Origin of the sequence: Streptomyces sp. BR123, assembly GCF_013401435.1 — a bacterium.
Lineage (GTDB): Bacteria > Actinomycetota > Actinomycetes > Streptomycetales > Streptomycetaceae > Streptomyces.
In genome coordinates this window covers 1-25,372 of sequence record NZ_JACBGN010000006.1, presented here as the reverse complement: position 1 = coordinate 25,372, position 25,372 = coordinate 1, and the positions used below count along the sequence as shown (strand labels likewise).

Genomic DNA, 25,372 nt, shown 5'->3' with positions numbered 1-25,372 from the left:
ACTGGTTCTCGTACCGGCGTCAGCGCGCGGCTTCGATCGATTCCTTGGCAGCCGCGGCAACGGCCTCGGCGGTGAAGCCGAACTCGCGGAACAGCACCTTGGCGTCGGCGGAGGCACCGAAGTGCTCCAGGGAGACGATGCGGCCCGCGTCGCCGACGTAGCGCTGCCAGGTCAGGCCGATGCCGGCCTCGACCGCGACGCGCGCCTTGACGGACGGCGGCAGGACGCTGTCCTTGTACGCCTGGTCCTGCTCCTCGAACCACTCGACGGACGGCATCGACACGACCCGGGCCGGGATGCCCTCGGCCTGCAGCGCCTCACGGGCGGCCACGGCGAGCTGGACCTCGGAGCCGGTGCCGATGAGCACGACCCGGGCCTCGCCGCCTTCGGCGTCGAAGAGGACGTAGCCGCCCTTGGCGGCGTCCTCGTTGCGCTCGTACGTCGGGACGCCCTGGCGGGTCAGTGCAAGGCCGTGCGGGGTGCCCTTGCCGAAGACCTTGGTGTGGCGCTTGATGATCTCGCGCCAGGCGACGGCCGTCTCGTTGGCGTCGGCCGGGCGGACCACGTTCAGGCCGGGGATGGCGCGCAGCGAGGCGATGTGCTCGACCGGCTGGTGGGTCGGGCCGTCCTCGCCGAGGCCGATGGAGTCGTGCGTCCACACGTACGTCACCGGCAGGTGCATCAGGGCCGACAGGCGCACGGCGTTGCGCATGTAGTCGGAGAACACCAGGAAGGTGCCGCCGTAGACACGGGTGTGGCCGTGCAGCGCGATGCCGTTCATGGCGGCGGCCATGGCGTGCTCGCGGATGCCGAAGTGGATGGTGCGGCCGTACGGGTCGGCCTCCGGCAGCGGGTTGCCCTTCGGCAGGAACGAGGAGTTCTTGTCGATGGTGGTGTTGTTCGAGCCGGCCAGGTCGGCCGAGCCGCCCCACAGCTCCGGGATGACCGCGCCGAGGGCCTGGAGCACCTTGCCGGAGGCGGCGCGCGTGGCGACACCGGTGCCGGGCTCGAAGACGGGGAGCTTGTCCTCCCAGCCCTCGGGCAGCTCGTTGGCCTGGATGCGGTCGAACTCGGCCGCGCGCTCCGGGTTGGCGGTGCGCCAGGCGGAGAGGTCCTTCTCCCAGGCGGCCTTGGCCTCGCGGCCGCGGTCCAGCGCCTTGCGGGTGTGGCCGATGACGGCGTCCGTGACCTCGAAGGCCTGCTCCGGGTCGAAGCCGAGGACGCGCTTGGTGGCGGCCACCTCGTCGTCGCCGAGGGCCGAGCCGTGGGAGGCCTCGGTGCCCTGGGCGTGCGGGGCGGGCCAGGCGATGATCGAGCGCATCGCGATGAAGGAGGGGCGCTCGGTCTCGGCCTTGGCGGCGGCCAGGGCCTCGTACAGGGCCTTGGGGTCGATGTCGCCGTTCGCCTGCTGCTCGATGCGCTGGACGTGCCAGCCGTACGCCTCGTAGCGCTTGGCGGTGTCCTCGGAGACGGCCGTCTCGGTGTCGCCCTCGATGGAGATGCGGTTGTCGTCCCACAGCAGCACCAGGTTGCCGAGCTTCTGGTGGCCCGCGAGGGAGGAGGCCTCGGCGGAGATGCCCTCCTGGAGGCAGCCGTCGCCGGCGATGCAGTAGACCATGTGGTCGAAGGGGGAGGTGCCCGGGGCGGCCTCCGGGTCGAACAGGCCGCGCTCGTAGCGGGCGGCCATCGCCATGCCCACGGCGTTGGCCACACCCTGGCCGAGCGGGCCGGTGGTGGTCTCGACGCCCTTGGTGTGGCCGTACTCCGGGTGGCCGGGGGTCTTCGAGCCCCAGGTGCGGAAGGCCTTGAGGTCGTCCAGCTCCAGGCCGAAACCGGCCAGGTACAGCTGGGTGTAGAGGGTCAGGGAGGAGTGACCGGCGGACAGCACGAAGCGGTCACGCCCGACCCAGTCCGGGTCCGCCGGGTCGTGCCGCATCACCTTCTGGAAAAGGGTGTAGGCGGCCGGGGCCAGGCTCATCGCCGTGCCCGGGTGGCCGTTGCCGACCTTCTGGACCGCGTCGGCGGCCAGGATGCGGGCGGTGTCGACGGCCCGCTGGTCCAGATCGGTCCATTCGAGCTCTGTGGTCGTCGGCTTGGTGGTCACCGTGGGTCAGGGCTCCTCTCCAGATGTCGGTTCCCGGTGACTTACCGTGCACCGGCGATTCCGAGCCTACCCCCGCCGCGGCGTGCAGCTATTCGAGTGCGCGCAGTACGTCAAAACGTTGCCGCCCGCGATCGGACCAACACGAGGCGACCCCCGCGCGGGGCGCGCACAGCGGAACGTCTAAAGTGGCGTGGTACGCGCAAGTCTTTACCGGTCCAACATGTCCGGAACTTGCTGGATTCTCTGTCAGGGGTGTGCGTGACGGCCGTCGAATCCCGTCCTTCGGGGGTGCTCGGGACGAGCCCCGGCCACCGGCCGTTCGGGGCCCGTGCGAAGGCTTTTGTGGCTTTGACCAAGCCGCGAATCATCGAACTTCTGCTGATCACCACAGTGCCGGTGATGTTCCTAGCCGAGCAGGGCGTGCCGTCGCTGTGGCTGGTCCTCGCGACCTGCTTCGGCGGCTACATGTCGGCCGGCGGCGCGAACGCGCTGAACATGTACATCGACCGCGACATCGACGCCCTGATGGACCGCACGGCGCAGCGGCCCCTGGTCACCGGCATGGTCAGCCCCCGCGAGTGCCTGGTCTTCGGCATCACCCTGGGCGTGGTCTCCACGCTGTGGTTCGGGCTGCTCGTCAACTGGCTGTCCGCCGCGCTCGCCCTGGGCGCGCTCCTCTTCTACGTCGTCGTCTACACGATGCTGCTGAAGCGGCGCACCACCCAGAACATCGTCTGGGGCGGCATCGCGGGCTGCATGCCGGTGCTCATCGGCTGGTCCTCGGTCCGCAACGAGGTCTCCTGGGCCGCCGTCATCCTCTTCCTCGTCATCTTCTTCTGGACGCCGCCGCACTACTGGCCGCTGTCCATGAAGGTGAAGGACGACTACGCGCGCGTCGGCGTGCCGATGCTGCCGGTCGTCGCCGGCAACAAGGCCGTCGCGCGGCAGATCGTGCTCTACAGCTGGGTGATGGTCGGCGTCTCGCTGCTGCTCACCCCGCTGGGGTACACCGGCTGGTTCTACACCGCGGTCGCGCTGGCGGCGGGCGGCTGGTGGCTGTGGGAGGCGCACGCGCTGCACGCGCGGGCGAAGGCGGGTGTGACCGGCGCGAAGCTCAAGGAGATGCGCCTGTTCCACTGGTCGATCACCTACGTGTCGCTGCTCTTCGTGGCCGTGGCCGTGGATCCCTTCCTCCGCTGATTACCCGCCGGTAGCATGCTGTCCATGGCTGACACCACCACCGCAGACACCAAGAAGCAGGACCGGGCCGCCGCGAAGCTGGCCAAGCAGATCGGCGCCTTCGCGCGGGAGCACGGCGGCGCCGAGGGCCAGCTCGCGCACATCGGCCAGGCCGGCACGCGGATCGTGCTCGTGGGCACGGACGGCGGCTGGGGCGACCTGGTCGCCCCGAGCTACGCGGTGGCCGAGAAGGCCGCCGAGAAGGCCGGGCTCACCCTCCACGAGGAGTTCGACGGCGAATTCGCCGCCCGCGTGAAGACCGGGCCCTACGAGTGGACCCGGATGGCCGGAATCCAGCTCGGCGGAACGGCTAACCCGGCGGCCTGAGCCCGCCCGCGCCGGGCCGCGCGCCTGGGTCCGCCCGCCTGAGCCTGCCCGCCCGGGCGCGCGCCGGTACGGCGGCCCGGGCCCGGGCGGTGGCCGCTCGGTCAACAGCGCGAGCAACACCTCGCACCCCGCTCACCCGTTAGGACGTGTGGAAGCCCCCACGCCCGCAACGGGATGCCCGGATGATCGAAACGCCGCCCCTGGTGGACCAGTACTGCCACGGACTGCTCCGCACGGAGCTGGGTCTGGGCACCTTCGAGGCCCAGCTGTTCGCCCCGGCAGGACCGCCCGCCCCCGGGACCACCTTCTTCGACACCCAGACCGGCTTCGCCGTGCGCCGCTGGTGCCCGCCGCTGCTCGGCCTGGAACCGCACTGCGCCCCCGCCCGGTACCTGGCCCGGCGACGCGAGCTCGGTGCGGCCGAATCCGGGCGCAGACTGCTGCGCGGCTCCGGCATCGCCGCCTACCTGGTCGACACCGGCGAGGCCGGCGACCTCGCAGGGCCCGTGGAACTCGCCCTCGCCGGGGGCGCCGAGGCCTTCGAGGTCGTCCGGCTGGAGCTGCTGGCCGAGCGGGTCGCCGACACCTCCGCGACGGTGCCCGCCTTCCTGGCCGGCCTCGCCGAGGCCGTCCACCATGCCGCCGCCGGGGCCGTGGCCTTCACCTGCGGCGCCGACGCGGGGTACCCGGCCGCCCTCGCGTGGTGCCCCGAGCCGCCCGGCCCCGGAGAGGTGCGCGGGGCCGCCGGGCGGTGGCTGGCCGGCCGTGCCGCGGGTGGGGGCGCACGGGACCCCGTACTCCTGCGGCACCTGCTGTGGAGTGCGGTGGCGACCGGGCTGCCGCTCCAGCTGCACACGGGCGGGGCCGCGCCGCGGCGGCAGCCGGAGGAGGCCGATCCGGCGCTGCTGGCGGACTTCGTACGGGCCACCGAGGGGCGGGGTAGCCCGCTGGTACTGCTCGGCGGCTACCCGTACCACCGGCGCACGGCCCAGCTGGCGGCCGCCTTCCCGCACGTCCACGCCGACCTCGGAGCGGCCCTCGGGCAGAGCGGCGCACGGGCCCCGGCGGTCCTGGCCGAGCTGCTGGAGCTCGCCCCGTTCGGCAAGCTGCTGTTCTCCAGCGGCGGGCGGCGGCTGCCCGAGCTGCACGCGGTGGGCGCCCTGGTCTTCCGGGAGGCGCTGAGCCGGGTGCTCGGCGGCTGGGTGGGGGAGGGGGCCTGGTCCTGGCGGGACGCCGAGCGCGTGGCAGCGATGGTCGCGGCGGGCAACGCCCGGCGGGTCTACCGCCTGGACGAGCGCCCCTGACCCGGCGGGCGGAGCGGGCAGGGGGCGCGGACACGGCGGGCGCGGGTACGGCGGAGCCGGGCCGTCGCGGTGGACGGCCCGGCTCGGCGCGGGATCAGCGGGTGCGGACCGGGCGGATCAGAGCGCGGAGAGCTGCGGGTCGCTCTGCGCCGGGATCTCCGCCTGCTCGGCCGGGCGCTCCCGGAGGCCCAGCGCCACGCGGAGGACGGCGATCCACACCAGGCAGGACCCCAGCATGTGGGCGCCGACCAGGATCTCGGGCAGGTCCGTGAAGAACTGCACGTATCCGATGGCCCCCTGCGCGAGGAGGACGAGGAGCAGGTCCCGGGCGCGGGCCCGGGTGTCGTCGGGGGCGTCCACCACCCGCAGCACCAGCCACATGGCGACGGCGAGCGCACACACCGCCCAGGCGGCGACGGCGTGCACGTGGGCCGTGCTCTCCCAGTCGAAGGGCATGCGCGGCACCTCGCTGCTGTCACCGGCGTGCGGCCCGGAGCCGGTGACCACGGTGCCCGCGGCGATCAGCACGGCGGTGGTGGCGAGCAGGGCCCACGACAGCTTGCGCACCGGCCCCGGCACCCGCGGCTTGGGGGCGCCGTCGCCCTCGCGGGCCCGCTGCCAGGTGAGCGTGGTGACGGTGATCAGCGCGGTGGCGAGCAGGAAGTGCCCGGCCACGCTCCACGGGTTGAGCTTGGTGTGGACGGTGATCCCGCCGAGCACGGCGTTGGCGCCGACGATCCAGAACTGGGCCCAGCCGAGCCTGGTCAGCGACCGGCGCCACGGCTTGGCGCACCGGGCGGCCAGGATGCACCAGCCGACGGCCGCGCTGACCACGTAGGTCAGCATGCGGTTGCCGAACTCGATGGCGCCGTGGATGCCCTGGGCCTGGGTGGTGATCAGGCTGTCGTCGGTGCACTTGGGCCAGGTGTCGCAGCCCAGCCCGGATCCGGTCAGCCGTACGGCGCCGCCGGTGACGACGATGACGACGGTCATGGTGAGCGCGGCGAGTGCGGCACGCCGGACGATCCCGGGCGAGGGCGTCCAGCGGGCGGCGAGGTAGGCGAGGGGGTTAAACACGCCCCCTATCGTAGGCGGCCCCTTGTGCAAACTTTCACGAGGGGGTCGCGTCGAGCACGCCGCCGCGGCCGTCGGGCCCCGCCAGCGCCCGGAACCGGGCCCCGGCAGGATCTCCCTCCTCGTGCCACCAGACCAGGACGCGCCAGTAGGTGCCGTCGCCGGGGTGGTCCGGGGAAGCCCGGAAGGTTCGTATGAGCTCGTCCCCTACGTCCTCGGCCGTCCGGTTCCGCGCTTCCGCGCTGCCGCGCCACGGGTCCCCCAGGACCTCCCACAGCCCGTCGGGGCCGCGCACCTCGAAGCGCCACACGGCCAGCCAGGGTGTGACCTCCAGCATCGTCCGCACCTGCTCGGCATCCAGCCGCAGCCCCTCCGCGATCGCGGGCTCGGCCGCCCCGCCGATCCGGGCCGCCACCACGGCCTGGGGCAGCAGCCGCTCGGGCAGCAGCCCCCGGGCGCGCAGGTTCGCCAGCGCGTCGAAGGACAGGAAGCGCAGCCGCAGCCGGAGCTGACGGCCGATGTGGTCCAGGGCCTCCTCCGCCTCCCGGGCCTCCTCCGGGCCGGCGCCGCCGAGCAGCAGCCGGCGGAAGCCCTCCTCGGCGTCCACCGCCCAGGCCACCGCCTCCTCGGCGAGCCCCAGCTCCGCCAGGCGGTCCCCGAGGAACACCTCGGCCTGTGCGAGCCCCCGCCGGTTGACCGGGTCCTGCCGGTCCAGGCCGCCCCACACCTCCACCGCGGCGCGGGTCAGGTCCCGGGCCCGCTCGCCCGCCGCCCGCTCGATGGCGCTCGGGCCCTGCTCCGCCGCCGCACCCAGCGGGTACCGGGGCAGCCGGTCGCCGTCGCTGAGCGGCCAGGCCAGCCAGACACCCTGGTTGATCAGCCCCCGGGCGTACCAGCGGGCGTACTCCGGCTCGTACCCGGCGGCCTGCTGCGCGTACCGCAGCCCCTCCTCGATCGCCGCGAGCGCCCCCGCCCGGTCGCCGCCGGCGAACCGGCGGGCCGCCAGGTCGCCCAGGCGCAGCCCGAGGCGCGCGGCGCACTCGGGATCGCTCGCGGCGGGCTCGCGCAGCGCGCCGATGAGCTCCGCCAGCAGCGCCTCCGCCGCGGCGTACTCGGTCTGATCCGCCCCCGACCGGATCCGTGCCCACTGTTCGTCCAGCCGCAGTGCGGCTTCCCGTTCCCCCATGCGTCCGCCCCCCGGCGTCCTGGTGGGCGCCGCGCCTGTGCGGCGGCGCCCGTGGTCTGCAAGACCAACGTCCGGGGGCCGGGAATCACTCCCAGCGGAAGAGCTTCCCGGCGGCGCCGAGGCCGAGGACGGCCCATCCGGCCAGCACCGCGACGTCGCCCCACGGCAGCGCGGCCCCGTCCCGGAGCACCTCGCGCAGGCCGTCGGACAGCGCCGAGATCGGCAGCAGGCCGAGCACCGCCTGGACCGAGCCGGGGAACTTCTCCAGCGGCACGATCACCCCGCCGCCCACCAGGAGCAGCAGGAACACCAGGTTGGCGGCGGCCAGCGTCGCCTCGGCCTTGAGCGTGCCCGCCATCAGCAGCCCGAGCCCGGAGAAGGCGGCCGTGCCCAGCAGGAGCAGCAGCGCCACGGACAGCGGGTTCCCCTGGGGGGACCAGCCCAGGGCCAGCGCGATCACCGTCAGCAGGGCGACCTGGAGCACCTCCGTGACCAGCACGGACAGCGTCTTGGCGGCCATCAGCGCCCAGCGGGGCAGCGGCGAGGCGCCGAGCCGCTTGAGCACCCCGTAGCGCCGGTCGAAGCCGGTGGCGATGGCCTGCCCGGTGAAGGCGGTGGACATCACGGCGAGCGCGAGCACGCCCGGGGCCAGGAAGTCCACCGGCCTGCCCTCGCCCGTGTCGACGATGTCGACCACCGAGAACAGGGTCAGCAGCAGCGCGGGGATGACCACGGTCAGCAGCAGCTGCTCCCCGTTGCGCAGCAGCATCCGGGTCTCCAGCGCCGTCTGGGCGAGGATCATGCGGGACACGGGCGCGGCCCCCGGGCGGGGGGCGAACGTACCGGCGCTCATGCGCGCAGCTCCTTACCGGTGAGCTCCAGGAAGACGTCTTCGAGGGTGTGCCGCTCCACCGAGAGGCTGTCCGGCATGACCCCGTTCTGGGCGCACCAGGAGGTGACGGTGGCCAGCATCTGGGGGTCGACGTCGCCGGTGACCCGGTAGACGCCCGGGGTGAGCTCGGCGGCCTCGGTGCCGTCGGGCAGCGCCTTGAGGAGCGAGGCGAGGTCGAGGGAGGGGCGGCCGGTGAAGCGCAGGGTGTTCTCGGCGCCGCCGCGGCACAGCTGCTCGGGGCTGCCGTGGGCGATGACCTTCCCGGCGTCGATGACGGCCACCTCGTCGGCGAGCTGCTCGGCCTCGTCCATGTGGTGGGTGGTGAGGACGACGCCGACCCCGTCGGCGCGCAGCTCCCGCACCAGGTCCCAGGTGGCGCGGCGGGCCTGCGGGTCCAGGCCGGCGGTCGGCTCGTCCAGGAAGACCAGCTCCGGGCGGCCCACCACGGCCATGGCCAGCGACAGGCGCTGCTGCTGGCCGCCGGAGAGCCGGCGGTAGGGGGTGCGGCCGCAGCCGCCCAGCCCGAGCCGCTCCACCAGGCCGTCCACGTCGAGCGGGTCGGCGTACAGGCGTGCCATGTGGCCCAGCATCTCGACGGCGCGGGCCCCGGAGTAGACGCCGCCGGACTGGAGCATGACGCCGACGCGCGGGCGCAGGGCGGCGGCTTGGGCGACCGGGTCGAGGCCGAGGACGCGCACGGTTCCCGCGTCCGGGCGCAGGTACCCCTCGCAGGTTTCCACGGTGGTCGTCTTGCCCGCGCCGTTGGGGCCGAGGACCGCGGTGACCGAGCCCCTGCGGACGGTGAGGTCGAGACCGTCCACCGCCGTCTTCGGGCCGTACCGCTTCACCAGTCCGCGGATCTCCACGGCGGGGTCGTTGCTCATGCGGGTGAGTCTACGGAGCCGTACGGGCCGGTACCGGCGCCGGGGCGAGGTTCGGCCACCCGGGGCATCATGGCTGGCCAGGCCGTTGAACCCGGGCCTCTTCCTCACTCTCCGTAGACAGGTTAGGTGACCCTTAGTGATGGAGGACACCAGGGGTGGCGTCCGTCACGGCTTGTCGGTCCTCAGGTAATTACGCAACAATGGCGTTGTGAAATACGGCGAACGGCTGATCGAGACCCCCCAGGGGGAGCTCGCTACCGGGGAGCGGTCCACCCGCAACCGGGTCGCGCGGTCCATCCTGGACCACGGTCCGTCCACCGTCGCCGACCTCGCCGCGCGTCTCGGCCTCACTCAGGCCGCCGTCCGCCGCCACCTCGACACGCTCGTCGCCGACGACGTGGTCGAGGCCCGTGAGCAGCGGGTGTACGGCACGCGCACCCGAGGCCGGCCGGCCAAGGTCTTCGCGCTCACCGACTGCGGGCGCGACGCCTTCGACCAGTCCTACGACTCGCTCGCCGCGGACGCCATGCGCTGGATCGCGCAGGCCGCCGGCGGAGGCGAGGCGGGGGAGGCGGCCGTCGCCGCCTTCGCCAGGGCGCGGATGGAGGCCCAGGCCGAGGCGTACCGCACGAAGGTCGACGCAGCCGCCCCCGCGGACCGCGCCGAGGCCCTTGCCGAGGCGCTGACCGCGGACGGGTACGCTGCGACGGCCAAGAGCGCTCCCGGTCCGCACAGCGGTGAACAGCTCTGCCAGCACCACTGCCCGGTGGCCCACGTAGCCGAGCAGTTCCCGCAGCTCTGCGAGGCGGAGACCGAGGTCTTCTCCCGTCTGCTCGGGACCCATGTGCAGCGCCTCGCCACCATCGCCCACGGCGACGGGGTGTGCACCACCTTCATCCCGCGTGGCGCGGGCACTGCACAGTCCAACACATCAGCATCTGCAAGCACGGCCGGGAGGAACCCCGCATGACCACGGAGACTGCTCACCCTGAGCTCGAGGGTCTGGGCAACTACGAGTACGGCTGGGCCGACTCCGACGAGGCGGGCGCGGCTGCCAAGCGAGGCCTGTCCGAAGAGGTCGTCCGGGACATCTCGGCGAAGAAGAACGAGCCCGAGTGGATGCTGAAGCTCCGCCTCAAGGGCCTGAAGCTCTTCGACAAGAAGCCCATGCCGACCTGGGGCTCCGACCTGTCGGGCATCGACTTCGACAACATCAAGTACTTCGTGCGCTCCACCGAGAAGCAGGCCGCTTCCTGGGAGGAACTGCCCGAGGACATCAAGAACACGTACGACAAGCTCGGCATCCCGGAGGCGGAGAAGCAGCGCCTCGTCGCCGGTGTCGCGGCCCAGTACGAGTCCGAGGTCGTCTACCACCAGATCCGCGAGGACCTGGAGGAGCAGGGCGTCATCTTCGTCGACACCGACACCGCGCTGAAGGAGCACGAGGAACTCTTCAAGGAGTACTTCGGCACGGTCATCCCGGTCGGCGACAACAAGTTCGCGTCGCTGAACACCGCCGTGTGGTCCGGCGGCTCGTTCATCTACGTGCCCAAGGGCGTCCACGTCGAGATCCCGCTGCAGGCCTACTTCCGCATCAACACGGAGAACATGGGCCAGTTCGAGCGGACGCTGATCATCGTCGACGAGGACGCGTACGTCCACTACGTCGAGGGCTGCACCGCCCCGATCTACTCCTCCGACTCGCTGCACAGCGCGGTCGTCGAGATCATCGTGAAGAAGGGCGGACGCTGCCGCTACACGACGATCCAGAACTGGTCGAACAACGTCTACAACCTGGTCACCAAGCGCGCCGTGGCCTACGAGGGCGCGACCATGGAGTGGATCGACGGCAACATCGGCTCCAAGGTCACCATGAAGTACCCGGCCGTCTACCTGATGGGCGAGCACGCCAAGGGCGAGACCCTGTCCATCGCCTTCGCGGGCGAGGGCCAGCACCAGGACGCCGGCTCCAAGATGGTCCACATGGCGCCGAACACCTCCTCCAACATCGTCTCCAAGTCGGTGGCGCGAGGCGGCGGCCGCACCTCCTACCGGGGCCTGGTCGAGATCGGCGAGGGCGCGGCCGGATCGAAGAGCAACGTCCTGTGCGACGCCCTGCTCGTCGACACCATCTCCCGCTCCGACACCTACCCGTACGTCGACGTCCGCGAGGACGACGTGACGATGGGCCACGAGGCGACCGTCTCCAAGGTCTCCGAGGACCAGCTCTTCTACCTGATGGCCCGCGGCCTGAGCGAGTTCGAGGCCATGGCGATGATCGTGCGCGGCTTCGTCGAGCCGATCGCCAAGGAGCTGCCGATGGAGTACGCGCTGGAGCTCAACCGGCTGATCGAGCTGCAGATGGAGGGCTCGGTCGGCTAGGCCCGGCCCGCAACCGTCCCGCAGCACATTCTTTGACGTAGGCAGTGTTCTTTAAAGAGAGTGAGCAGAACGACAGCCATGGCTGATGCTCAGAACATTCCGGTGGGCTCCACCACCGCCGGCTCCATCGCGGTGGCCGCAGAGTCCACCGTCGCCACTCGGATGAGCGCGCCGCCGTCCTTCGACGTGGCGGACTTCCCCATCCCCCACGGCCGCGAGGAGGAGTGGCGCTTCACCCCGCTGGGACGCCTGCGCGGACTCCACGACGGCACCGCCGTGGCCAGCGGGTCGATGAAGGCGCAGATCGACGCGCCCGAGGGCGTCACGGTCGAGACCGTCGAGCGCGGTGACGAGCGCATCGGCAAGGCCGGCACCCCGGTGGACCGGGTCGCCGCCCAGGCCTTCACCTCGTTCGCCAAGGCCACGGTCGTCACCGTGCCCAAGGAGACCGTGCTCGCCGAGCCGATCCGCGTCGCCCTGCACGGCGAGGGCGGCACGACCTTCGGCCACACCGTCTTCGACATCAAGCCGTTCGCCGAGGCGATCATCGTCATCGACCACACCGGTGACGGCGTCCGCGCCGCCAACGTCGACATCCTCGTCGGCGACGGCGCCAAGGTGACCTTCGTGTCCGTGCAGGACTGGGACGACACCGCCGTCCACACCTCCCAGCACAACGCGCTGATCGGCCGCGACGCAAGCTTCAAGTCGGTCGTCGTCACCTTCGGCGGCGACGTCGTCCGCATCCACCCGCGCGTGCGCTACGCCGGCCCCGGCGGCGAGGCCGAGATGCTCGGCCTGTACTTCACCGACGCCGGCCAGCACCAGGAGCACCGCCTCCTGGTCACCCACGACGCCCCGCACTGCAAGTCCCACGTGGTCTACAAGGGTGCGCTCCAGGGCCAGGACGCCCACGCCGTCTGGATCGGCGACGTCCTGATCCAGAAGAGCGCCGAAGGCACCGACACCTACGAGATGAACCGCAACCTCGTCCTCACGGACGGCGCGCGGGTCGACTCGGTGCCGAACCTGGAGATCGAGACCGGCGAGATCGTCGGCGCCGGCCACGCCTCCGCGACCGGCCGCTTCGACGACGAGCAGCTGTTCTACCTGCAGGCCCGCGGTATCCCGGCCGACGAGGCCCGCCGCCTGGTCGTGCGCGGCTTCTTCGCCGAGCTCGTCCAGCAGATCGGTGTCGGCGACATCGAGGAGCGCCTCATCGCCAAGATCGAGGCCGAGCTCGAGGCGTCCGTCTGATGACCTACATCAAGGCCTGTGCGCTGAGCGAGCTGGAGGAGAACACCCCCAAGCGGGTGGAACTCGACGGTACGCCGGTGTCCATCGTCTCCACCGAGGGATCGGTGTACGCGATCAACGACATCTGCTCGCACGCGAACGTCTCGCTCTCGGAGGGCGAGGTCGACGACTGCATGATCGAGTGCTGGCTGCACGGATCCGCCTTCGACCTGCGCACCGGCAAGCCGTCCGGGCTGCCCGCGACGCGCCCCGTTCCCGTATACCCCGTAAAGATCGAAGGGGACGACGTGCTCGTCTCCCTCACCCAGGAGTCCTGAGGCACCCATGGCAACGCTTGAAATCCACGACCTGCACGTCTCCGTCGAGGCGGAGAACGGCGCCCGCGAGATCCTCAAGGGTGTCGACCTCACCGTCAAGCAGGGTGAGACGCACGCCATCATGGGCCCCAACGGCTCCGGCAAGTCCACCCTGGCGTACTCGCTCGCCGGCCACCCGAAGTACACCATCACCGGTGGCTCGGTGACCCTCGACGGCGAGGACGTCCTGGAGATGTCCGTCGACGAGCGCGCCCGCGCCGGCGTCTTCCTCGCCATGCAGTACCCGGTCGAGGTCCCCGGCGTCTCGGTCTCCAACTTCCTGCGCACCTCCGCCACCGCCGTCCGCGGCGAGGCCCCCAAGCTGCGCACCTGGGTGAAGGAGGTCAAGGAGGCCATGGAGCGCCTCCAGATGGACCCCGCCTTCGCCGAGCGCAACGTCAACGAGGGCTTCTCCGGCGGTGAGAAGAAGCGCCACGAGATCCTCCAGCTGGAGCTCCTCAAGCCGAAGATCGCGATCCTCGACGAGACCGACTCCGGCCTCGACGTCGACGCGCTGCGCATCGTCTCCGAGGGCGTCAACCGCGTCCGCGGGACCGGCGAGGTCGGCACCTTGCTGATCACCCACTACACGCGCATCCTGCGCTACATCAAGCCCGACTTCGTGCACGTCTTCGCGAACGGCCGCATCGCCGAGTCCGGCGGCGCCGAGCTGGCCGACCAGCTGGAGTCGGAGGGCTACGACAAGTACGTGAAGGGTGGCGCGACCGCGTGACACAGCTGCCTGGCCTCCTCGACATCGAGGCGATCCGCAAGGACTTCCCCCTGCTGGATCGTGTGGTCCACGACGGGAAGAAGATCGTTTACCTGGACTCCGCGGCGACCTCGCAGAAGCCGCGCCAGGTGCTCGACGCGCTGAACGAGTACTACGAGCGGCACAACGCCAACGTCCACCGCGGCGTGTACTTGGTCGCCGAGGAGGCCACGGCACTGTACGAGGGCGCCCGCGACAAGGTGGCCGCCTTCGTCAACGCACCGAGCCGCGACGAGGTGATCTTCACCAAGAACGCCTCGGAGTCGCTCAACCTGGTCGCGAACATGCTCGGCTGGGCCGATGAGCCCTACCGGGTCGACCGCGACACCGAGATCGCCATCACCGAGATGGAGCACCACTCCAACATCGTTCCGTGGCAGCTGCTGTCGCAGCGCACCGGCGCGAAGCTGAAGTGGTTCGGCCTGACCGACGACGGCCGGCTCGACCTGTCGAACATCGAAGAGGTCATCACGGAGAAGACGAAGATCGTCTCCTTCACGCTGGTCTCCAACCTGCTCGGCACCGTCAACCCGGTCGAGACGATCGTCCGGCGCGCGCAGGAGGTCGGCGCGCTGGTGCTGATCGACGCCTCGCAGGCCGCCCCGCACATGCCCCTGGACGTCCAGGCCCTCGGCGCCGACTTCGTGGCCTTCACCGGCCACAAGATGTGCGGCCCGACCGGCATCGGCGTCCTGTGGGGCCGGCAGGAGCTCCTGGAGGACCTGCCGCCGTTCCTCGGCGGCGGCGAGATGATCGAGACCGTCTCGATGCACTCGTCGACGTACGCCCCGGCGCCCCACAAGTTCGAGGCGGGCACGCCCCCGATCGCCCAGGCCGTCGGCCTCGGCGCGGCCGTGGACTACCTGTCCGCGATCGGCATGGACAAGATCGCCGCCCACGAGCACGCGATCACCGAGTACGCGGTGAAGCGCCTGCAGGAGGTCCCCGACCTGCGGATCATCGGCCCCACCACGGCCGAGGACCGCGGCGCCGCGATCTCCTTCGTGCTCGGCGACATCCACCCGCACGACGTGGGGCAGGTCCTGGACGAGCAGGGCATCGCCGTCCGCGTGGGACACCACTGTGCCCGCCCCGTCTGCCTGCGGTACGGAATTCCGGCGACGACGCGAGCGTCTTTCTATCTGTACTCCTCTCCGGCCGACGTCGACGCACTGGTCGACGGGCTGGAGCACGTACGGAACTTCTTCGCCTGACCAGGGCCACGAGGACGAGGACGCTGTGAAGCTGGATTCGATGTACCAGGAGCTCATCCTGGACCACTACAAGCACCCGCACGGGCGTGGCCTGCGCGAGGGCGACGCCGAGGTGCACCACGTCAATCCGACGTGTGGCGACGAGATCACGCTGCGTGTGAAGTACGACGGGGAGACGCTCACCGACGTCTCGTACGAGGGCCAGGGCTGCTCCATCAGCCAGGCCAGCGCGTCCGTGCTGAACGAGCTGCTCGTCGGCAAGCAGCTGTCCGAGGCGCAGCGGATCCAGGCCACCTTCCTGGAGCTGATGCAGTCCAAGGGCAAGATCGAGCCGGACGAGGAGATGGAGGAGGTGCTGGAGGACGCGGTCGCGTTCGCCGGCGTCTCCAAGTACCCCGCGCGTGTCAAGTGTGCTCTGCTGAGCTGGATGGCGTGGAAGGACGCGACCGCCCAGGTGCTGGGCGGCGCGGAGAGGGAGACGGCATGACCGAGAACGCGACGCCCGAGGCGTCGATCAAGCCGGCCACCGAGGAGGAGGTCCGCGAGGCCCTCTACGACGTGGTCGACCCCGAGCTGGGCATCGACGTCGTCAACCTGGGCCTGATCTACGGCATCCACATCGACGACGCGAACATCGCCACCCTCGACATGACGCTCACGTCGGCGGCCTGCCCGCTGACGGACGTCATCGAGGACCAGGCGAAGTCGGCGACCGAGGGCATCGTCAACGAGCTGCGCATCAACTGGGTCTGGATGCCGCCGTGGGGTCCGGACAAGATCACGGACGACGGCCGTGAGCAGCTGCGCGCGCTCGGCTTCAACGTCTGACACCTTCCGCATTCCGCGGAGCGGGACCACGAGGGCCCCCGGCACCTGCCGGGGGCCCCGCCCGTTCGTGGGTGGCCGTGGCGTCGAAGCCGTCAAGCGCCACCGGCACGGGTCCAGTCCAGCCGGACGAGGTGGGCGGCGGCCCGCTTGCCTCGATCCGGTCGGCCCGCAGTCCCGACCCTTGCTCCTCCCGCGTGTGTGTACGGCCGTCCACAACGGTGCGTATTGTCGTGCGCATGCCCTACGTACTGCTTGCCGCCGCCATCGCGGCCGAGGTCGCCGGGACCACCGCCATGAAGTTCAGCGACGGGTTCACGAAGCTGTGGCCCTCGGTGGGCACCGTGGTCGGGTACCTGGTCGCCTTCACGCTGCTCGCCCAGACCCTGAAGTCGATGTCGGTGGGCACGGCCTACGCCATATGGGCCGGAGTCGGCACCGCCGCCATCGCCGCCATCGGCATGGCGTTCCTGGGCGAGGCCGCGACCGCCGCGAAGCTCGCCGGCATCGCGCTGATCATCGCCGGGGTGGTCCTCGTCAACCTGAGCGGGGCGCACTGATGGGCTCCTCCGGAGTCCGCCGCCACGACCCCGAGCGGCGGCAGCGGATCATCGACGCGGCGATCCGCGTGGCCGGCGCCAAGGGCATCGCCGGGCTGACCCACCGCACGGTGGCCGCGGAGGCGGACGTACCGCTGGGCTCGACCACGTACCACTTCAGGACCCTTGACGACCTGCTGGTCGCCGCGCTGCGGCAGGCCAACGAGGGCTTCGCCGAGACCGTCGCCGCCTCTCCCGCCCTGGCGGACCCGGAGGCGGACCTCGCCGGGGCGCTGGCCGCGCTGCTGGGAGATTTCCTCGGGGCGGACCGGACGCGGGCGGAACTGGAGTACGACCTCTACCTCGCGGCGCTGCGCCGCCCCGCGCTGCGGCCGGTGGCCGCGCAGTGGTGCGGGTCGGTGGCCGCGGCCCTGGCTGAGCGGACCGACCCGGTGACCGCGCGGGCACTGGTGGCGGTGATGGACGGGATCAGCCTCCAGGTGCTGCTGACGGACACGCCGTACGACGAGGGCCACGCCCGCGAGATCCTGAGCCGGGTCCTGCACGCACCGGCCCCGCGCCGGGAGGCCTGAAGGGGTCCCCGATTCGCCCGCGCCCTGCGCCGGGAGGCCTGAAGGGGTCCCTGATCCGCCCGGGCCCTGCGCCGGGAGGCCTGAAGGGGTCCCTGATCCGCCCGGCTCCGCGCCGGAGGCCTGCCTCCCGGTGTCGTCAGGCGGCGGCGCGGACCGCGGCGAGGGCCGCGGTGACGCTCGCCTCGATGTCCGTGATCGGGTAGATCACCTCGCGCACCGTCCGGTCCCGGTCCAGCACGAGGGTCAGCCGCCTGATCCGGCTCACTCCCGCCGCGCGGAACGTCGGCAGCCGCAGGGCGGCCGTCAGGCCCAGGTCCGCGTCCGAGAGGAGCGGGAAGCGCAGCCGCTCGGCCTCCGCGAAGGCGCGCTGCTCATCGGGCCGCTGGGTCGAGACCCCGTGGACGGTCGCCCCCGCCGCCGTGAACTCCGCGAGTTGGTCGCGGTAGGTGCACGACTCCAGCGTGCAGCCCTTCGCACCCGGAATGCCGGCCCAGCCGGGCGGGTAGGAATCGGCCCGGGCGTACGCGCCGGGGAAGCAGTACAGGACGGTGAACGGGGTGTCGGCCGCGACCGGGTCGCGGAGTTCACCGAACCGGTCCGGCAGCAGCAGCTCCGGTACGCGCCGGCCGCGCAGCCCGTGCACCCGCTCCGCCTCCCGCGAGGCCTCCTGCGTCGTCGCCGTCATCTCTCCCTCTCCCAGGACCCAGGTGTCACCCCAGTCCTGGAGGGCCACCAGGACCGGTAGCAGCCCCCGCCCGCGCGGGGTCAGCCGGTACTCGTGCCGCACCGGGCGCTCCCGGTACGGCTCGCGCGTCAGCACCCCGGCCTCGACCAGCAGCTTCAGCCGCTCGGCCAGCACCTTCCGGGAAACCCCCAGCTCGCGCTGGAACTCCTCGAAGCGGTGCAGCCCGCGCGCGGCGTCGCGCACGATCAGCAGCGTCCACCAGTCGCCCACGACGTCGAGGGCCTGGGCAATCGAACAGTCCGCGTCGCCGAGGTGCGTGCGCTGGGCCATGGGCACTCCTTCGTCCGTTGACCCAAGGCTGTCATGCTGACATAGTCCGTTCCCAAAAGGAACTTACTAAGTCGCGGGGGGAGCGGTCCGGCATGGTGCAAGTGCTGAGGGACGTGCCGAGAGTGGTGTGGCTGCTGGCAGCGGGGGTGTTCGTCAACGCCGTCGTCAGCTTCACCTTCGTCTTCGTCTTCCTGTACCTGACCGGCCCCCGCGGCCTCGGCACCGCCCAGGCGGGCCTGGTCACGGGCATCGGCGGCATCGGCCTCGTCGCCGGCAACTTCACCGGCGGCTGGTACGGCGACCGCTTCGGCCACCGCCGCGTCCTGCTCGCCGCCTCCACGCTCGGCGGCCTCACCCTCATCTCCTTCCCGCTGCTGCCCGCCGCCGGGCTGTACGCCGCCCTGCCCCTCGCCCAGTACGCCTCCGGCGTGGTCCGGGCCGCGAACTCGGCACTCGTCGCGGTGGCCGTCCCCGAGGGCGCCCGCCGCCAGGCCTTCGCCGTCGTACGCTGCGTCTCCAACGGCGGCTTCACCCTCGGCCCGCCGCTGGGCGCGCTGATCGCGACCCGGCTCTCGTACGACTGGCTCTTCGTCGGCGACGGCCTCGGCACCCTCCTCTTCGCCCTGTGGACCGCGCGGGTCGTCCCCGCCCGCGCCGCCGCCCGCACCCCTGCCGCCGGTCCCACCACCGGCTGCCCCGATGCGGCGCCCGGCCGCGGCCTGTGGGCCGAGCTGCGCGCCCGGCCCGCCGTACTCGTCGTCCTCGGAGCGGTCCTGGTGACCGACCTCGTCTACCGCCAGCAGTACGGAACCTTCCCCGTCTTCCTCGCCGACCACGGCCTCGACACCCGGGACTTCGGCTTCGTGATCGCCCTCAACGGCGCCGTCATCCTGTTGCTGGAACTGCCTGCCGCCGTCGCCCTGCGCGCCCGGCCGCCGCTCCCCGTCATCGGCACCGGGCTGCTGCTGGTCGGTGCCGCCTACGCGGCACTCCTGCCCGGAGCGGGCGTCGGCACCGCGGCCTCGATGATCGTGCTGCTGAGCCTGGGCGAGATCCTCTACAAGACCACCGCCACCGCCTACGTCGCCGACCAGGCACCCGAGCACGCCATCGGCCGGTTCCAGAGCCTGTACGCAGGGGTCTCCGTCAGCGGCGTCGTCCTCGGCCCACCGCTCGGCGGCGCCCTGTACGCGACGGCCCCCGGGCTGCTCTGGCCGCTGTGCGCGGTCCTGGCGGGCGGGGCGGGCGCCGCGGTGTTGTACGCGGGCCGGCGGCCGGCGCGACAGGGGCTGCGCCCGGCACCCGAGACCGGTTCGCAACCTCGGGCCGCGGCCGGTTAGGTTTCCCGTATGACTGCTACCCGTACCACCGGCGCCGCCGCCGCCGGTTTCGCCACCCTCGCCGCTGACGGCACCGTCCTCGACACCTGGTTCCCCGCGCCGGAGCTGGTCACCGAGCCCGGCCCGGCCGGGACCGAGCGCCTCACCGCCGAGCAGGCCGTGGAACTCCTGGGCGCCGCCGCGGCCAAGGCGATCCGCAAGGACGAGGTGCGCGGTGTCGAGGTCGTGGCCGTCCGCACCGTGATCGCCTCCCTGGAGGACAAGCCGCTGGACGCGCACGACGCGTACCTGCGCCTGCACCTGCTCAGCCACCGCCTGGTCAAGCCGCACGGCCAGAGCCTGGACGGCGTCTTCGGCCTCCTCGCCAACGTCGCCTGGACCTCCCTCGGCCCCGTCGCCGTGGACCAGGTCGAGACCGTGCGCCTGAACGCGCGCGCCGCCGGCCTGCACCTCCAGGTCACCTCGATCGACAAGTTCCCGCGGATGACCGACTACGTCGCCCCCAAGGGCGTGCGCATCGCCGACGCGGACCGGGTCCGCCTCGGCGCGCACCTCGCCGAGGGCACCACCGTCATGCACGAGGGCTTCGTCAACTTCAACGCCGGCACGCTCGGCACGTCCATGGTCGAGGGCCGCATCTCCGCGGGCGTCGTCATCGGCGACGGCTCGGACATCGGCGGCGGCGCCTCCACCATGGGCACCCTGTCCGGCGGTGGCAAGCAGATCATCTCGGTCGGCGAGCGCTGCCTGATCGGTGCGGAGGCGGGCATCGGCATCGCGCTCGGCGACGAGTGCGTCGTCGAGGCCGGTCTCTACCTCACCGCGGGCACCCGCGTCACCCTGCCGGACGGCGAGATCGTCAAGGCGCTGACCCTCTCGGGCGCCAACAACGTCCTCTTCCGCCGCAACTCGGTCACCGGTGCCGTCGAGGCACGCCCGAACAACGCGGTCTGGGGCGGCCTGAACGACGTCCTGCACAGCCACAACTGACGCCCCGCCGCCCTGGCGCGGCCGGTGTGCGCTCCCTCCCCGAGCGGGGGAGCGCACACCGGCCGCGCGCGTTTTCGGGGGTTGGGTGTGGCGGGAGGCCGGCGGTCCGGTGTTCGTGTCCGGGCGGCGGGTTCAGCCCCGGTTCGGCTCCGGGTTTGCCGCGGGGCTGTCGTGGGTCAGCGCTGGGGGAGGGTGCGGATCGAGCGGACCAGGCTCGCGAAGGCCTCTTCCTCCGCCTCGGTCAACTCGACCGACTCCATCGGGTGCGCCTCCGCGCGGCGCTGGGCGGGGATCGCGGCGAGCCCGGCGAGGCCCGCGACGCGGGGCTCGGGCTCCGGGCGGTGGGGGAAGCGGGCCCCCCGGACCAGGCGACCGAATCCGGCCAGCCACAGGAGGACGGCCACGAGCAGGACGGCGACGCCGATCTGCTGGGCGGGGGAGATCGAGGGGAGCACGCGGACCTCCGGGCGACGGGCAAGGCAGGAAGGCGAGACCGGGCGTGAACACACTCAACACCACAACCCGGGCCGAAGGGGCCGGGATGTGGCGAGCGTCACGCCAGGGTCGAAAGTCCCCGACTTCCCCTTTCTGCCCGTTTTTTCGGCTGGAGAACCGCCGGGCTGCCGCTCCGCGGCCTCCCGGTGCCGGAACTCACGGTTCCAGGTGCAGCTTGAAGCCCTCGTGGCTGCGGGCGAAGCCGAGCCGCTCGTAGAACCGGTGGGCGGCGCCGCGCCGTTTGTTGCTGGTCAGCTGGACCATTCCGCAGCCGCGCCCGCGGGCCCGCTCCACGGCGAGCCGCATCAGCTCGGCGCCGAGGCCGCCGCCGCGCCGGTCCGCGCGGATCCGGACCGCCTCCACCAGCGCCCGCTCCCGGCCGCCCTGCCCGAGGCCGGGTATGTAGGTCAACTGCAGGCAGCCCACCACCTCGTCCCCGTCGGCGAGGACCAGCATCTCGTTGCGGGGGTCCGCCCCGATGGCGGCGAAGGCCCGCTTGTGGGCCTCGGTGACCTCGGCCCGTTCGGCGTGGTCGTCGTCCAGCAGGGCGAGCACGACGGGCAGGTCCGGGCGGGTGGCTTCGCGGAGGATCATGGCCGGAAGTGTGGCAGAGGGCCCGGCCGGGACGGCGGCCGGGCCCTGACGCGGACCGGAGGCCGCAGCCCCGTGGGTCGTCCCCCGGGGCTGCGGGCGCACGGTGGTGCGGTGCCGTGGTGTTACGGGCGGAAGCGCAGCACCTGCGGGTCGTGGTCGCTGTTCTGCGCCGAGAACTCGGCGTTGATGTGCACGCTGTCGTACGTGTAGCCCTTGACCGCCGGGCTGACCAGGATCTGGTCCAGCACCTGGGCGTTGCCCTGGAAGACGTACGAGTAGCGCTCCGACTTCGGCAGCGACTTGATGGCCGAGTACAGCGCGCCGCCGTCCTCCAGCGCCTTCGTCGTGTCCGAGAACTCGAAGTCGTTGATGTCGCCGAGGGCGAGGACCTTGGCGTTCTTGTCGACGGCCAGGAGCTCCTTGACGAAGGCGTTCACGGCCTGCGCCTGCTGCAGCCGCTTGGCCTCGGAGGGGCGGGCCGGCGGCTGGTGGTGGGAGGTCAGGGCCTCGTCGCCGCCCTTCGAACCGAAGTGGTTGGCGATCACGAAGACCGGGCGGCCGCGGAAGACGAACTCGCCGGCCAGCGGCTTGCGGCTGTCCTTCCACGCAGGGTTCGCCGGGTCGATGCGGCCCGGGGAGTGGGTGAGGGCGGCGCGGCCCTTCTCCGTGGTCACACCGGTGGCGGTGGTGGCGTCGCCGGCGGCGCGGTCGGTGAACGAGACGCGGGCCGGGTTGAACAGGAACACCTGGCGGATGTTGCCGCCGGGCTCGCCGCCGTCCTGGTTGTTCGACGGGTTGACGGTGCGCCACTGGTAGGAAGGGCCGCCGGCGGCCGCGATCGCCGCCGTGAACCTGGCCAGGGTCTGCTCGGCGGACACCGTGCCGTCGTTCTTGGCGCCGTTGTCGTCCTGGATCTCCTCCAGGGCCAGGATGTCGGGCGAGGCCAGGTTCTCCACGACCGCCTTCCCGAGGGCGTCGAACTTCTCCTGCGGGTCGGTCGGGTCGAGGTTCTCGACGTTGTACGTGGCCACCGCGAGCTCGCCCGGCGCCTGCGCCTTGGTCTTCTCGGGGGCGGTGGTGCCCTTGGAGAGGGTGCCCAGGGTGCGGGCCGCCAGGGTGTAGCCGCCGAACTGGTTGAAGTCCATCGGGCCTTCGGTGGTGCCCGTCAGCTTGTCGCCGACGTTGGCTACCGGGAAGGGCTGCTGCGCGAGCGGGGCCAGTTGCTGGACCTTCAGGCGGCCGGTGTTCTGGGACTCGTAGGAACCGTAGAGGGTGCCGCCGCGCTTGGCGTTGTTCTCCCAGCCCTTGACCGTGACCCACAGCTCGCCGTACTCGGCGGCGGTGGCGCCCACCACGCGCGAGGTGCCGATGGCGACGTTCATGCCCTCCAGGGACTCGTAGAAGTCCAGGGCGTAGCGGGACGGGTTCAGGGCCAGGCCGTTGATGCTGCCGGCGGCGGCCGGGTCGCCCGCGGGGGCGTAGGCGGCGGGCACGGTGTACTCGTTGACGGCGGCGGCCTCGGGCAGGGCGTTGCCCGAGGAGACCACGGTGACGGCCGGCTTGGAGATCTGGGTGACCGACTGGTTGCCGGAGTTGACGCCGCCGGGAACGTACTCGCCGACCAGGCCGGAGACCTTGACGGCGTCGCCGACGGCGACGGTCGGGGCGGAGCCCGTGAAGACGAAGATGCCCTCACTGGTGGCCGCGTTGTCGTCGGCGTCGGGGTCCTGGATCCAGAAGCCGCGCGAGCCGTGGGCGCGCACACCCGTCACGATGCCCGCGACGTCGGTGACCTGCTTGCCGTTCAGCGGGGATATCCGGGTGGTGCCCTGGATGTCGTGGATGCGCACCGCGCCGTCGGCCGCGACGCCTTCGGCCGCGCCGGCGGTGCCCGTGAGCAGGCCGGTGGCCAGGGCGCCCGCGACGAGGGCCGCGACGGCGGCGGAGCGGGGGTGTGAGGAGTGCATGGTCAGGTACTCCGGTGTGTGGAGGAGGAAAGCGGAGGGGGGCGGCGCGGTACTGCGAGGAGCGGTACAGCGGCGGTGCCTTGGTGCTGCGATGCGGTGCTGCGGTGCGGTACTGCGGTGCTGAATGGCCGGAAATCCACGGTGGTCGACGGGCTGGCCGTACGTGTTCCGCAGGGATCGCCGGGGTCCCCCTAATGTCTACGCGCGTCAATTTCCTGGGTGATCAGGGACGTTGTCAAGACCTCCAGGACATACGGAGGCCGACTGTGAGATGAACCAAAGGTATGACCGCCGGACACGTCCGAATTGCGTCTACTCTGGTGCGCCGGACGGCCGCTGACGGCCCTCCGAACGACCGCGTCCGCGAGGAGACCCAATCCATGTCCGCAGAGCCGCGTTCCACCCTGCCGCCGGTACGGCTGCCCTCCGACGCGGAACTCGCCCGAGACGCCCTCGTCGCCCCCCTGTTCGCCCGCGCCGTGCGCCTGGCCCGCTGGGCCGGCCCCGGCACCCGCGTCGACGGCAACGGCGAACTCGACCGGGCGCAGCTGCCCGAGGCCGCCGCCGCGCTCGGCCTCGACCCCGCAGACGCGGACGCCCGCGCGGACGCGAGCCAGGCGTGGAGGACGGCCCTCGACACCGGCCTCGTCGAACTGACCGAGCCGGAAGGGCCGGAGGCGGACGGTGCGGAGGCGGGTCGCCGGGAAGCGGGTGCTGCGGAGGCGGGCGGGACCGGGGAGTTCGGCGGCGCCACGGCCGGCGAGGACCTGGCGCGGGTCGGTGGCGGCGCGCCCGCCGAGGTGCTCGACCTGTGGCTGTCCGCTCTGGACGCCGTCCTCGCCGACGCGGCCGTGCCCGGACTCGACGACCTCGTCGACGCGCTGGACGAGGGCGGCACCATCGACTTCGACCGGCTCGACTGGAACCCGCAGCGGGAGGCCGACTTCCTCGACGGCGTTCTCGCCAACCTCTACCTGCTCACCGTCGCCGACGCCGGTGTCGAGCGGGGCGGCGCGGTGCCGCTGCCCGTGCTCGCCGCCTCCATGGTGGTTCCGGACGGCATGGCCCGGCCGACGGACGCCGCGCTGGAGCAGGTCTCGGACGTGATGATGCGCCTGGACGACCAGTTCCGGCAGCTGGAGCCGATCGGGCTGGTCGAGTACCGGCCCGTCGACGAAACGCTGATGGCGCAGACCGATGACGAGGAGCCCGCCGGAGCCGGCCCGCGCGAGCTCGACGCGGAGGAGGTCTCCCGGTACGGGATGGTCCGCCTCACCCCGCTCGGTCTGTACGGCCTCCGCGCGCGCATGCGGGAGGCCGGCATCACGGCCCCTGCCGTCGGCGACCTCGCCGACAAGGGCGCCGACGCGCTGCTCGACGCGGTCTGCGACTACCCCGAGGGCGCGGCCCAGGCCGAGATCGGCCAGTGGCTCGCCGACCGCGAACCGTCCGGCGCGGTCGCCGAGCTGCTGGCCGCTGCCCGCGGCTCGGACCACGGCGCCCCGCTGCGCCGGCTGCGCTGCCAGCAGGCCCTCGCGTCCGCCGGGGAGGGCGCCGAGCCGGCGGTCCGGGCGGTGCTGGACGACCCGGAGCTCGGCGGCCTCGCCCGGGTGTGGCTCGCCGAGCGCGGGGCCGCCGACGTACCGGCTCCGAACGGGGCGATGGTGTACTGGCTGACCGTCGACACGATCGCGGCGCAGCTGGCCGCGGACGCGCAGGCCGTGGAACTGCCGCTGCTGATGGAGTCCCTGACCGCCCACCACACGGGCTTCTTCGACCAGGCGTGGCGGGTGGACCACCCGGCGGCGGGGGAGGTGCTGGAGGCGATGGGCCGGCTGCACCCGGACAGGAAGGCTGCCAAGGAGGCCCGCAAGGCGGCCTACAAGGCCCGCTCGCGACAGCCCTGAACCGCACCGGCGTCAGGAAGGCGGGCAGGGAGGGCCGTGTCGTGCCCGGGCGTGAGCGGCAGGGCGTGCGGGCCGTCGGGCGTGCGTGCGCAGCGCGCGACGGCGGGGGCGGGGGC

Annotated in this window: 25 protein-coding genes; 16 read left to right on the top strand and 9 right to left on the bottom strand. The window is 72.2% G+C overall.

Annotated features, from left to right (window positions below):
* Nucleotides 1-19: 19 nt before the first annotated feature.
* On the bottom strand, nt 20-2,104 hold the full coding sequence (gene tkt / locus HYE82_RS01670) for a transketolase (protein WP_179172084.1): 2,085 nt from the start codon (nt 2,102-2,104) through the stop codon (nt 20-22).
* A 252-nt stretch (nt 2,105-2,356) separates the two neighbouring features.
* Here tkt and HYE82_RS01665 point away from each other — a divergent pair, with 252 nt between their 5' ends.
* The 3 genes from HYE82_RS01665 to HYE82_RS01655 all read left to right on the top strand — a co-directional run bounded on the left by HYE82_RS01665 (nt 2,357) and on the right by HYE82_RS01655 (nt 4,974).
* The gene (locus HYE82_RS01665) at nt 2,357-3,304 is read left to right on the top strand and encodes a heme o synthase (RefSeq protein ID WP_179172118.1); all 948 of its coding nucleotides are present in this window, start codon (nt 2,357-2,359) and stop codon (nt 3,302-3,304) included.
* 24 nt (nt 3,305-3,328) lie between these two features.
* Complete coding sequence (locus HYE82_RS01660; RefSeq protein ID WP_179172083.1) at nt 3,329-3,670, top strand: hypothetical protein; 342 nt, start codon at nt 3,329-3,331, stop codon at nt 3,668-3,670.
* 182 nt (nt 3,671-3,852) lie between these two features.
* Nucleotides 3,853-4,974: an amidohydrolase family protein gene (locus HYE82_RS01655; protein ID WP_179172082.1), complete on the top strand. Its 1,122-nt coding sequence runs from the start codon at nt 3,853-3,855 to the stop codon at nt 4,972-4,974.
* Nucleotides 4,975-5,091: 117 nt separating this feature from the next.
* On the opposite strand, the gene HYE82_RS01650 is transcribed toward HYE82_RS01655, so the two are convergent.
* The 4 genes from HYE82_RS01650 to HYE82_RS01635 all read right to left on the bottom strand — a co-directional run bounded on the left by HYE82_RS01650 (nt 5,092) and on the right by HYE82_RS01635 (nt 9,010).
* A complete protein-coding gene (locus HYE82_RS01650) occupies nt 5,092-6,081 on the bottom strand; it encodes a heme A synthase (RefSeq protein WP_179172081.1) in 990 nt (329 codons plus the stop codon).
* 4 nt (nt 6,082-6,085) lie between these two features.
* On the bottom strand, nt 6,086-7,234 hold the full coding sequence (locus HYE82_RS01645) for a hypothetical protein (protein ID WP_179172080.1): 1,149 nt from the start codon (nt 7,232-7,234) through the stop codon (nt 6,086-6,088).
* An 85-nt stretch (nt 7,235-7,319) separates the two neighbouring features.
* Nucleotides 7,320-8,087 (bottom strand): ABC transporter permease, encoded by a 768-nt coding sequence (locus tag HYE82_RS01640; protein WP_179172079.1) that lies wholly within the window; start codon nt 8,085-8,087, stop codon nt 7,320-7,322.
* Entirely contained in the window at nt 8,084-9,010 is a 927-nt protein-coding gene (locus HYE82_RS01635) for an ABC transporter ATP-binding protein (protein ID WP_179172078.1), read from the bottom strand. Before HYE82_RS01635 ends, HYE82_RS01640 begins: the two co-directional genes overlap by 4 nt.
* A 208-nt stretch (nt 9,011-9,218) precedes the next feature.
* Here HYE82_RS01635 and HYE82_RS01630 point away from each other — a divergent pair, with 208 nt between their 5' ends.
* The 10 genes from HYE82_RS01630 (at nt 9,219) to HYE82_RS01585 (ending at nt 16,948) form a co-directional block, all read left to right on the top strand.
* Entirely contained in the window at nt 9,219-9,980 is a 762-nt protein-coding gene (locus tag HYE82_RS01630) for an ArsR family transcriptional regulator (RefSeq protein WP_309144163.1), read from the top strand.
* Nucleotides 9,977-11,392 carry a Fe-S cluster assembly protein SufB gene (gene sufB / locus HYE82_RS01625; RefSeq protein WP_179172077.1) on the top strand — a complete coding sequence of 472 codons (1,416 nt, stop codon included), beginning with the start codon at nt 9,977-9,979 and terminating at the stop codon, nt 11,390-11,392. Before HYE82_RS01630 ends, sufB begins: the two co-directional genes overlap by 4 nt.
* Before the next feature lie 78 nt (nt 11,393-11,470).
* Nucleotides 11,471-12,649: a Fe-S cluster assembly protein SufD gene (gene sufD, locus HYE82_RS01620; protein WP_179172076.1), complete on the top strand. Its 1,179-nt coding sequence runs from the start codon at nt 11,471-11,473 to the stop codon at nt 12,647-12,649.
* A complete protein-coding gene (locus HYE82_RS01615; protein ID WP_179172075.1) occupies nt 12,649-12,966 on the top strand; it encodes a bifunctional 3-phenylpropionate/cinnamic acid dioxygenase ferredoxin subunit in 318 nt (105 codons plus the stop codon). The genes sufD and HYE82_RS01615 overlap by 1 nt, the downstream gene beginning before the upstream one ends.
* Before the next feature lie 7 nt (nt 12,967-12,973).
* Nucleotides 12,974-13,738: a Fe-S cluster assembly ATPase SufC gene (sufC, locus tag HYE82_RS01610; RefSeq protein ID WP_179172074.1), complete on the top strand. Its 765-nt coding sequence runs from the start codon at nt 12,974-12,976 to the stop codon at nt 13,736-13,738.
* Nucleotides 13,735-14,991: a cysteine desulfurase gene (locus HYE82_RS01605; protein ID WP_179172073.1), complete on the top strand. Its 1,257-nt coding sequence runs from the start codon at nt 13,735-13,737 to the stop codon at nt 14,989-14,991. Before sufC ends, HYE82_RS01605 begins: the two co-directional genes overlap by 4 nt.
* 25 nt (nt 14,992-15,016) lie before the next feature.
* Nucleotides 15,017-15,478: a Fe-S cluster assembly sulfur transfer protein SufU gene (sufU, locus tag HYE82_RS01600; RefSeq protein WP_179172072.1), complete on the top strand. Its 462-nt coding sequence runs from the start codon at nt 15,017-15,019 to the stop codon at nt 15,476-15,478.
* The gene (locus HYE82_RS01595; protein WP_007263433.1) at nt 15,475-15,819 is read left to right on the top strand and encodes a metal-sulfur cluster assembly factor; all 345 of its coding nucleotides are present in this window, start codon (nt 15,475-15,477) and stop codon (nt 15,817-15,819) included. Before sufU ends, HYE82_RS01595 begins: the two co-directional genes overlap by 4 nt.
* Nucleotides 15,820-16,055: 236 nt before the next feature.
* Nucleotides 16,056-16,376 carry a multidrug efflux SMR transporter gene (locus tag HYE82_RS01590; RefSeq protein WP_179172071.1) on the top strand — a complete coding sequence of 107 codons (321 nt, stop codon included), beginning with the start codon at nt 16,056-16,058 and terminating at the stop codon, nt 16,374-16,376.
* The gene (locus HYE82_RS01585; RefSeq protein WP_179172070.1) at nt 16,376-16,948 is read left to right on the top strand and encodes a TetR/AcrR family transcriptional regulator; all 573 of its coding nucleotides are present in this window, start codon (nt 16,376-16,378) and stop codon (nt 16,946-16,948) included. The genes HYE82_RS01590 and HYE82_RS01585 overlap by 1 nt, the downstream gene beginning before the upstream one ends.
* 136 nt (nt 16,949-17,084) lie before the next feature.
* Here HYE82_RS01585 and HYE82_RS01580 read toward each other — a convergent pair whose 3' ends face one another.
* Complete coding sequence (locus HYE82_RS01580; RefSeq protein WP_179172069.1) at nt 17,085-17,963, bottom strand: winged helix-turn-helix transcriptional regulator; 879 nt, start codon at nt 17,961-17,963, stop codon at nt 17,085-17,087.
* Between the two features lie 41 nt (nt 17,964-18,004).
* On the opposite strand from HYE82_RS01580, the gene HYE82_RS01575 reads away from it, so the two are divergent.
* Entirely contained in the window at nt 18,005-19,303 is a 1,299-nt protein-coding gene (locus HYE82_RS01575; protein WP_179172116.1) for an MFS transporter, read from the top strand.
* Between the two features lie 9 nt (nt 19,304-19,312).
* Nucleotides 19,313-20,293: a 2,3,4,5-tetrahydropyridine-2,6-dicarboxylate N-succinyltransferase gene (gene dapD, locus HYE82_RS01570; protein WP_179172068.1), complete on the top strand. Its 981-nt coding sequence runs from the start codon at nt 19,313-19,315 to the stop codon at nt 20,291-20,293.
* A 176-nt stretch (nt 20,294-20,469) separates the two neighbouring features.
* Here the strand turns inward: dapD and HYE82_RS01565 are convergent, their stop codons facing one another.
* From HYE82_RS01565 to HYE82_RS01555, 3 genes are all read right to left on the bottom strand, one after another.
* The gene (locus tag HYE82_RS01565) at nt 20,470-20,748 is read right to left on the bottom strand and encodes a hypothetical protein (RefSeq protein ID WP_179172067.1); all 279 of its coding nucleotides are present in this window, start codon (nt 20,746-20,748) and stop codon (nt 20,470-20,472) included.
* A 196-nt stretch (nt 20,749-20,944) separates the two neighbouring features.
* Entirely contained in the window at nt 20,945-21,382 is a 438-nt protein-coding gene (locus tag HYE82_RS01560) for a GNAT family N-acetyltransferase (RefSeq protein ID WP_179172066.1), read from the bottom strand.
* A gap of 122 nt (nt 21,383-21,504) precedes the next feature.
* Nucleotides 21,505-23,349, bottom strand: a complete 1,845-nt coding sequence (locus HYE82_RS01555) for an endonuclease/exonuclease/phosphatase family protein (RefSeq protein ID WP_179172065.1) — start codon at nt 23,347-23,349, stop codon at nt 21,505-21,507.
* 380 nt (nt 23,350-23,729) lie between these two features.
* Here HYE82_RS01555 and HYE82_RS01550 point away from each other — a divergent pair, with 380 nt between their 5' ends.
* A complete protein-coding gene (locus HYE82_RS01550) occupies nt 23,730-25,256 on the top strand; it encodes a hypothetical protein (protein ID WP_179172064.1) in 1,527 nt (508 codons plus the stop codon).
* Nucleotides 25,257-25,372: the final 116 nt, after the last annotated feature.

What these genes read in the sequence shown, in the direction of transcription:
- HYE82_RS01660 (WP_179172083.1), top strand. Translation starts at nt 3,329, where the DNA reads ATGGCTGACACCACCACCGCAGACACCAAGAAGCAGGACCGGGCCGCC.
- HYE82_RS01655 (WP_179172082.1), top strand. Translation starts at nt 3,853, where the DNA reads ATGATCGAAACGCCGCCCCTGGTGGACCAGTACTGCCACGGACTGCTC.
- HYE82_RS01645 (WP_179172080.1), bottom strand. Translation starts at nt 7,234, where the DNA reads ATGGGGGAACGGGAAGCCGCACTGCGGCTGGACGAACAGTGGGCACGG.
- HYE82_RS01640 (WP_179172079.1), bottom strand. Translation starts at nt 8,087, where the DNA reads ATGAGCGCCGGTACGTTCGCCCCCCGCCCGGGGGCCGCGCCCGTGTCC.
- HYE82_RS01635 (WP_179172078.1), bottom strand. Translation starts at nt 9,010, where the DNA reads ATGAGCAACGACCCCGCCGTGGAGATCCGCGGACTGGTGAAGCGGTAC.
- sufB (WP_179172077.1), top strand. Translation starts at nt 9,977, where the DNA reads ATGACCACGGAGACTGCTCACCCTGAGCTCGAGGGTCTGGGCAACTAC.
- sufD (WP_179172076.1), top strand. Translation starts at nt 11,471, where the DNA reads ATGGCTGATGCTCAGAACATTCCGGTGGGCTCCACCACCGCCGGCTCC.
- HYE82_RS01615 (WP_179172075.1), top strand. Translation starts at nt 12,649, where the DNA reads ATGACCTACATCAAGGCCTGTGCGCTGAGCGAGCTGGAGGAGAACACC.
- sufC (WP_179172074.1), top strand. Translation starts at nt 12,974, where the DNA reads ATGGCAACGCTTGAAATCCACGACCTGCACGTCTCCGTCGAGGCGGAG.
- HYE82_RS01595 (WP_007263433.1), top strand. Translation starts at nt 15,475, where the DNA reads ATGACCGAGAACGCGACGCCCGAGGCGTCGATCAAGCCGGCCACCGAG.
- HYE82_RS01590 (WP_179172071.1), top strand. Translation starts at nt 16,056, where the DNA reads ATGCCCTACGTACTGCTTGCCGCCGCCATCGCGGCCGAGGTCGCCGGG.
- HYE82_RS01585 (WP_179172070.1), top strand. Translation starts at nt 16,376, where the DNA reads ATGGGCTCCTCCGGAGTCCGCCGCCACGACCCCGAGCGGCGGCAGCGG.
- HYE82_RS01580 (WP_179172069.1), bottom strand. Translation starts at nt 17,963, where the DNA reads ATGGCCCAGCGCACGCACCTCGGCGACGCGGACTGTTCGATTGCCCAG.
- dapD (WP_179172068.1), top strand. Translation starts at nt 19,313, where the DNA reads ATGACTGCTACCCGTACCACCGGCGCCGCCGCCGCCGGTTTCGCCACC.
- HYE82_RS01560 (WP_179172066.1), bottom strand. Translation starts at nt 21,382, where the DNA reads ATGATCCTCCGCGAAGCCACCCGCCCGGACCTGCCCGTCGTGCTCGCC.
- HYE82_RS01555 (WP_179172065.1), bottom strand. Translation starts at nt 23,349, where the DNA reads ATGCACTCCTCACACCCCCGCTCCGCCGCCGTCGCGGCCCTCGTCGCG.
- HYE82_RS01550 (WP_179172064.1), top strand. Translation starts at nt 23,730, where the DNA reads ATGTCCGCAGAGCCGCGTTCCACCCTGCCGCCGGTACGGCTGCCCTCC.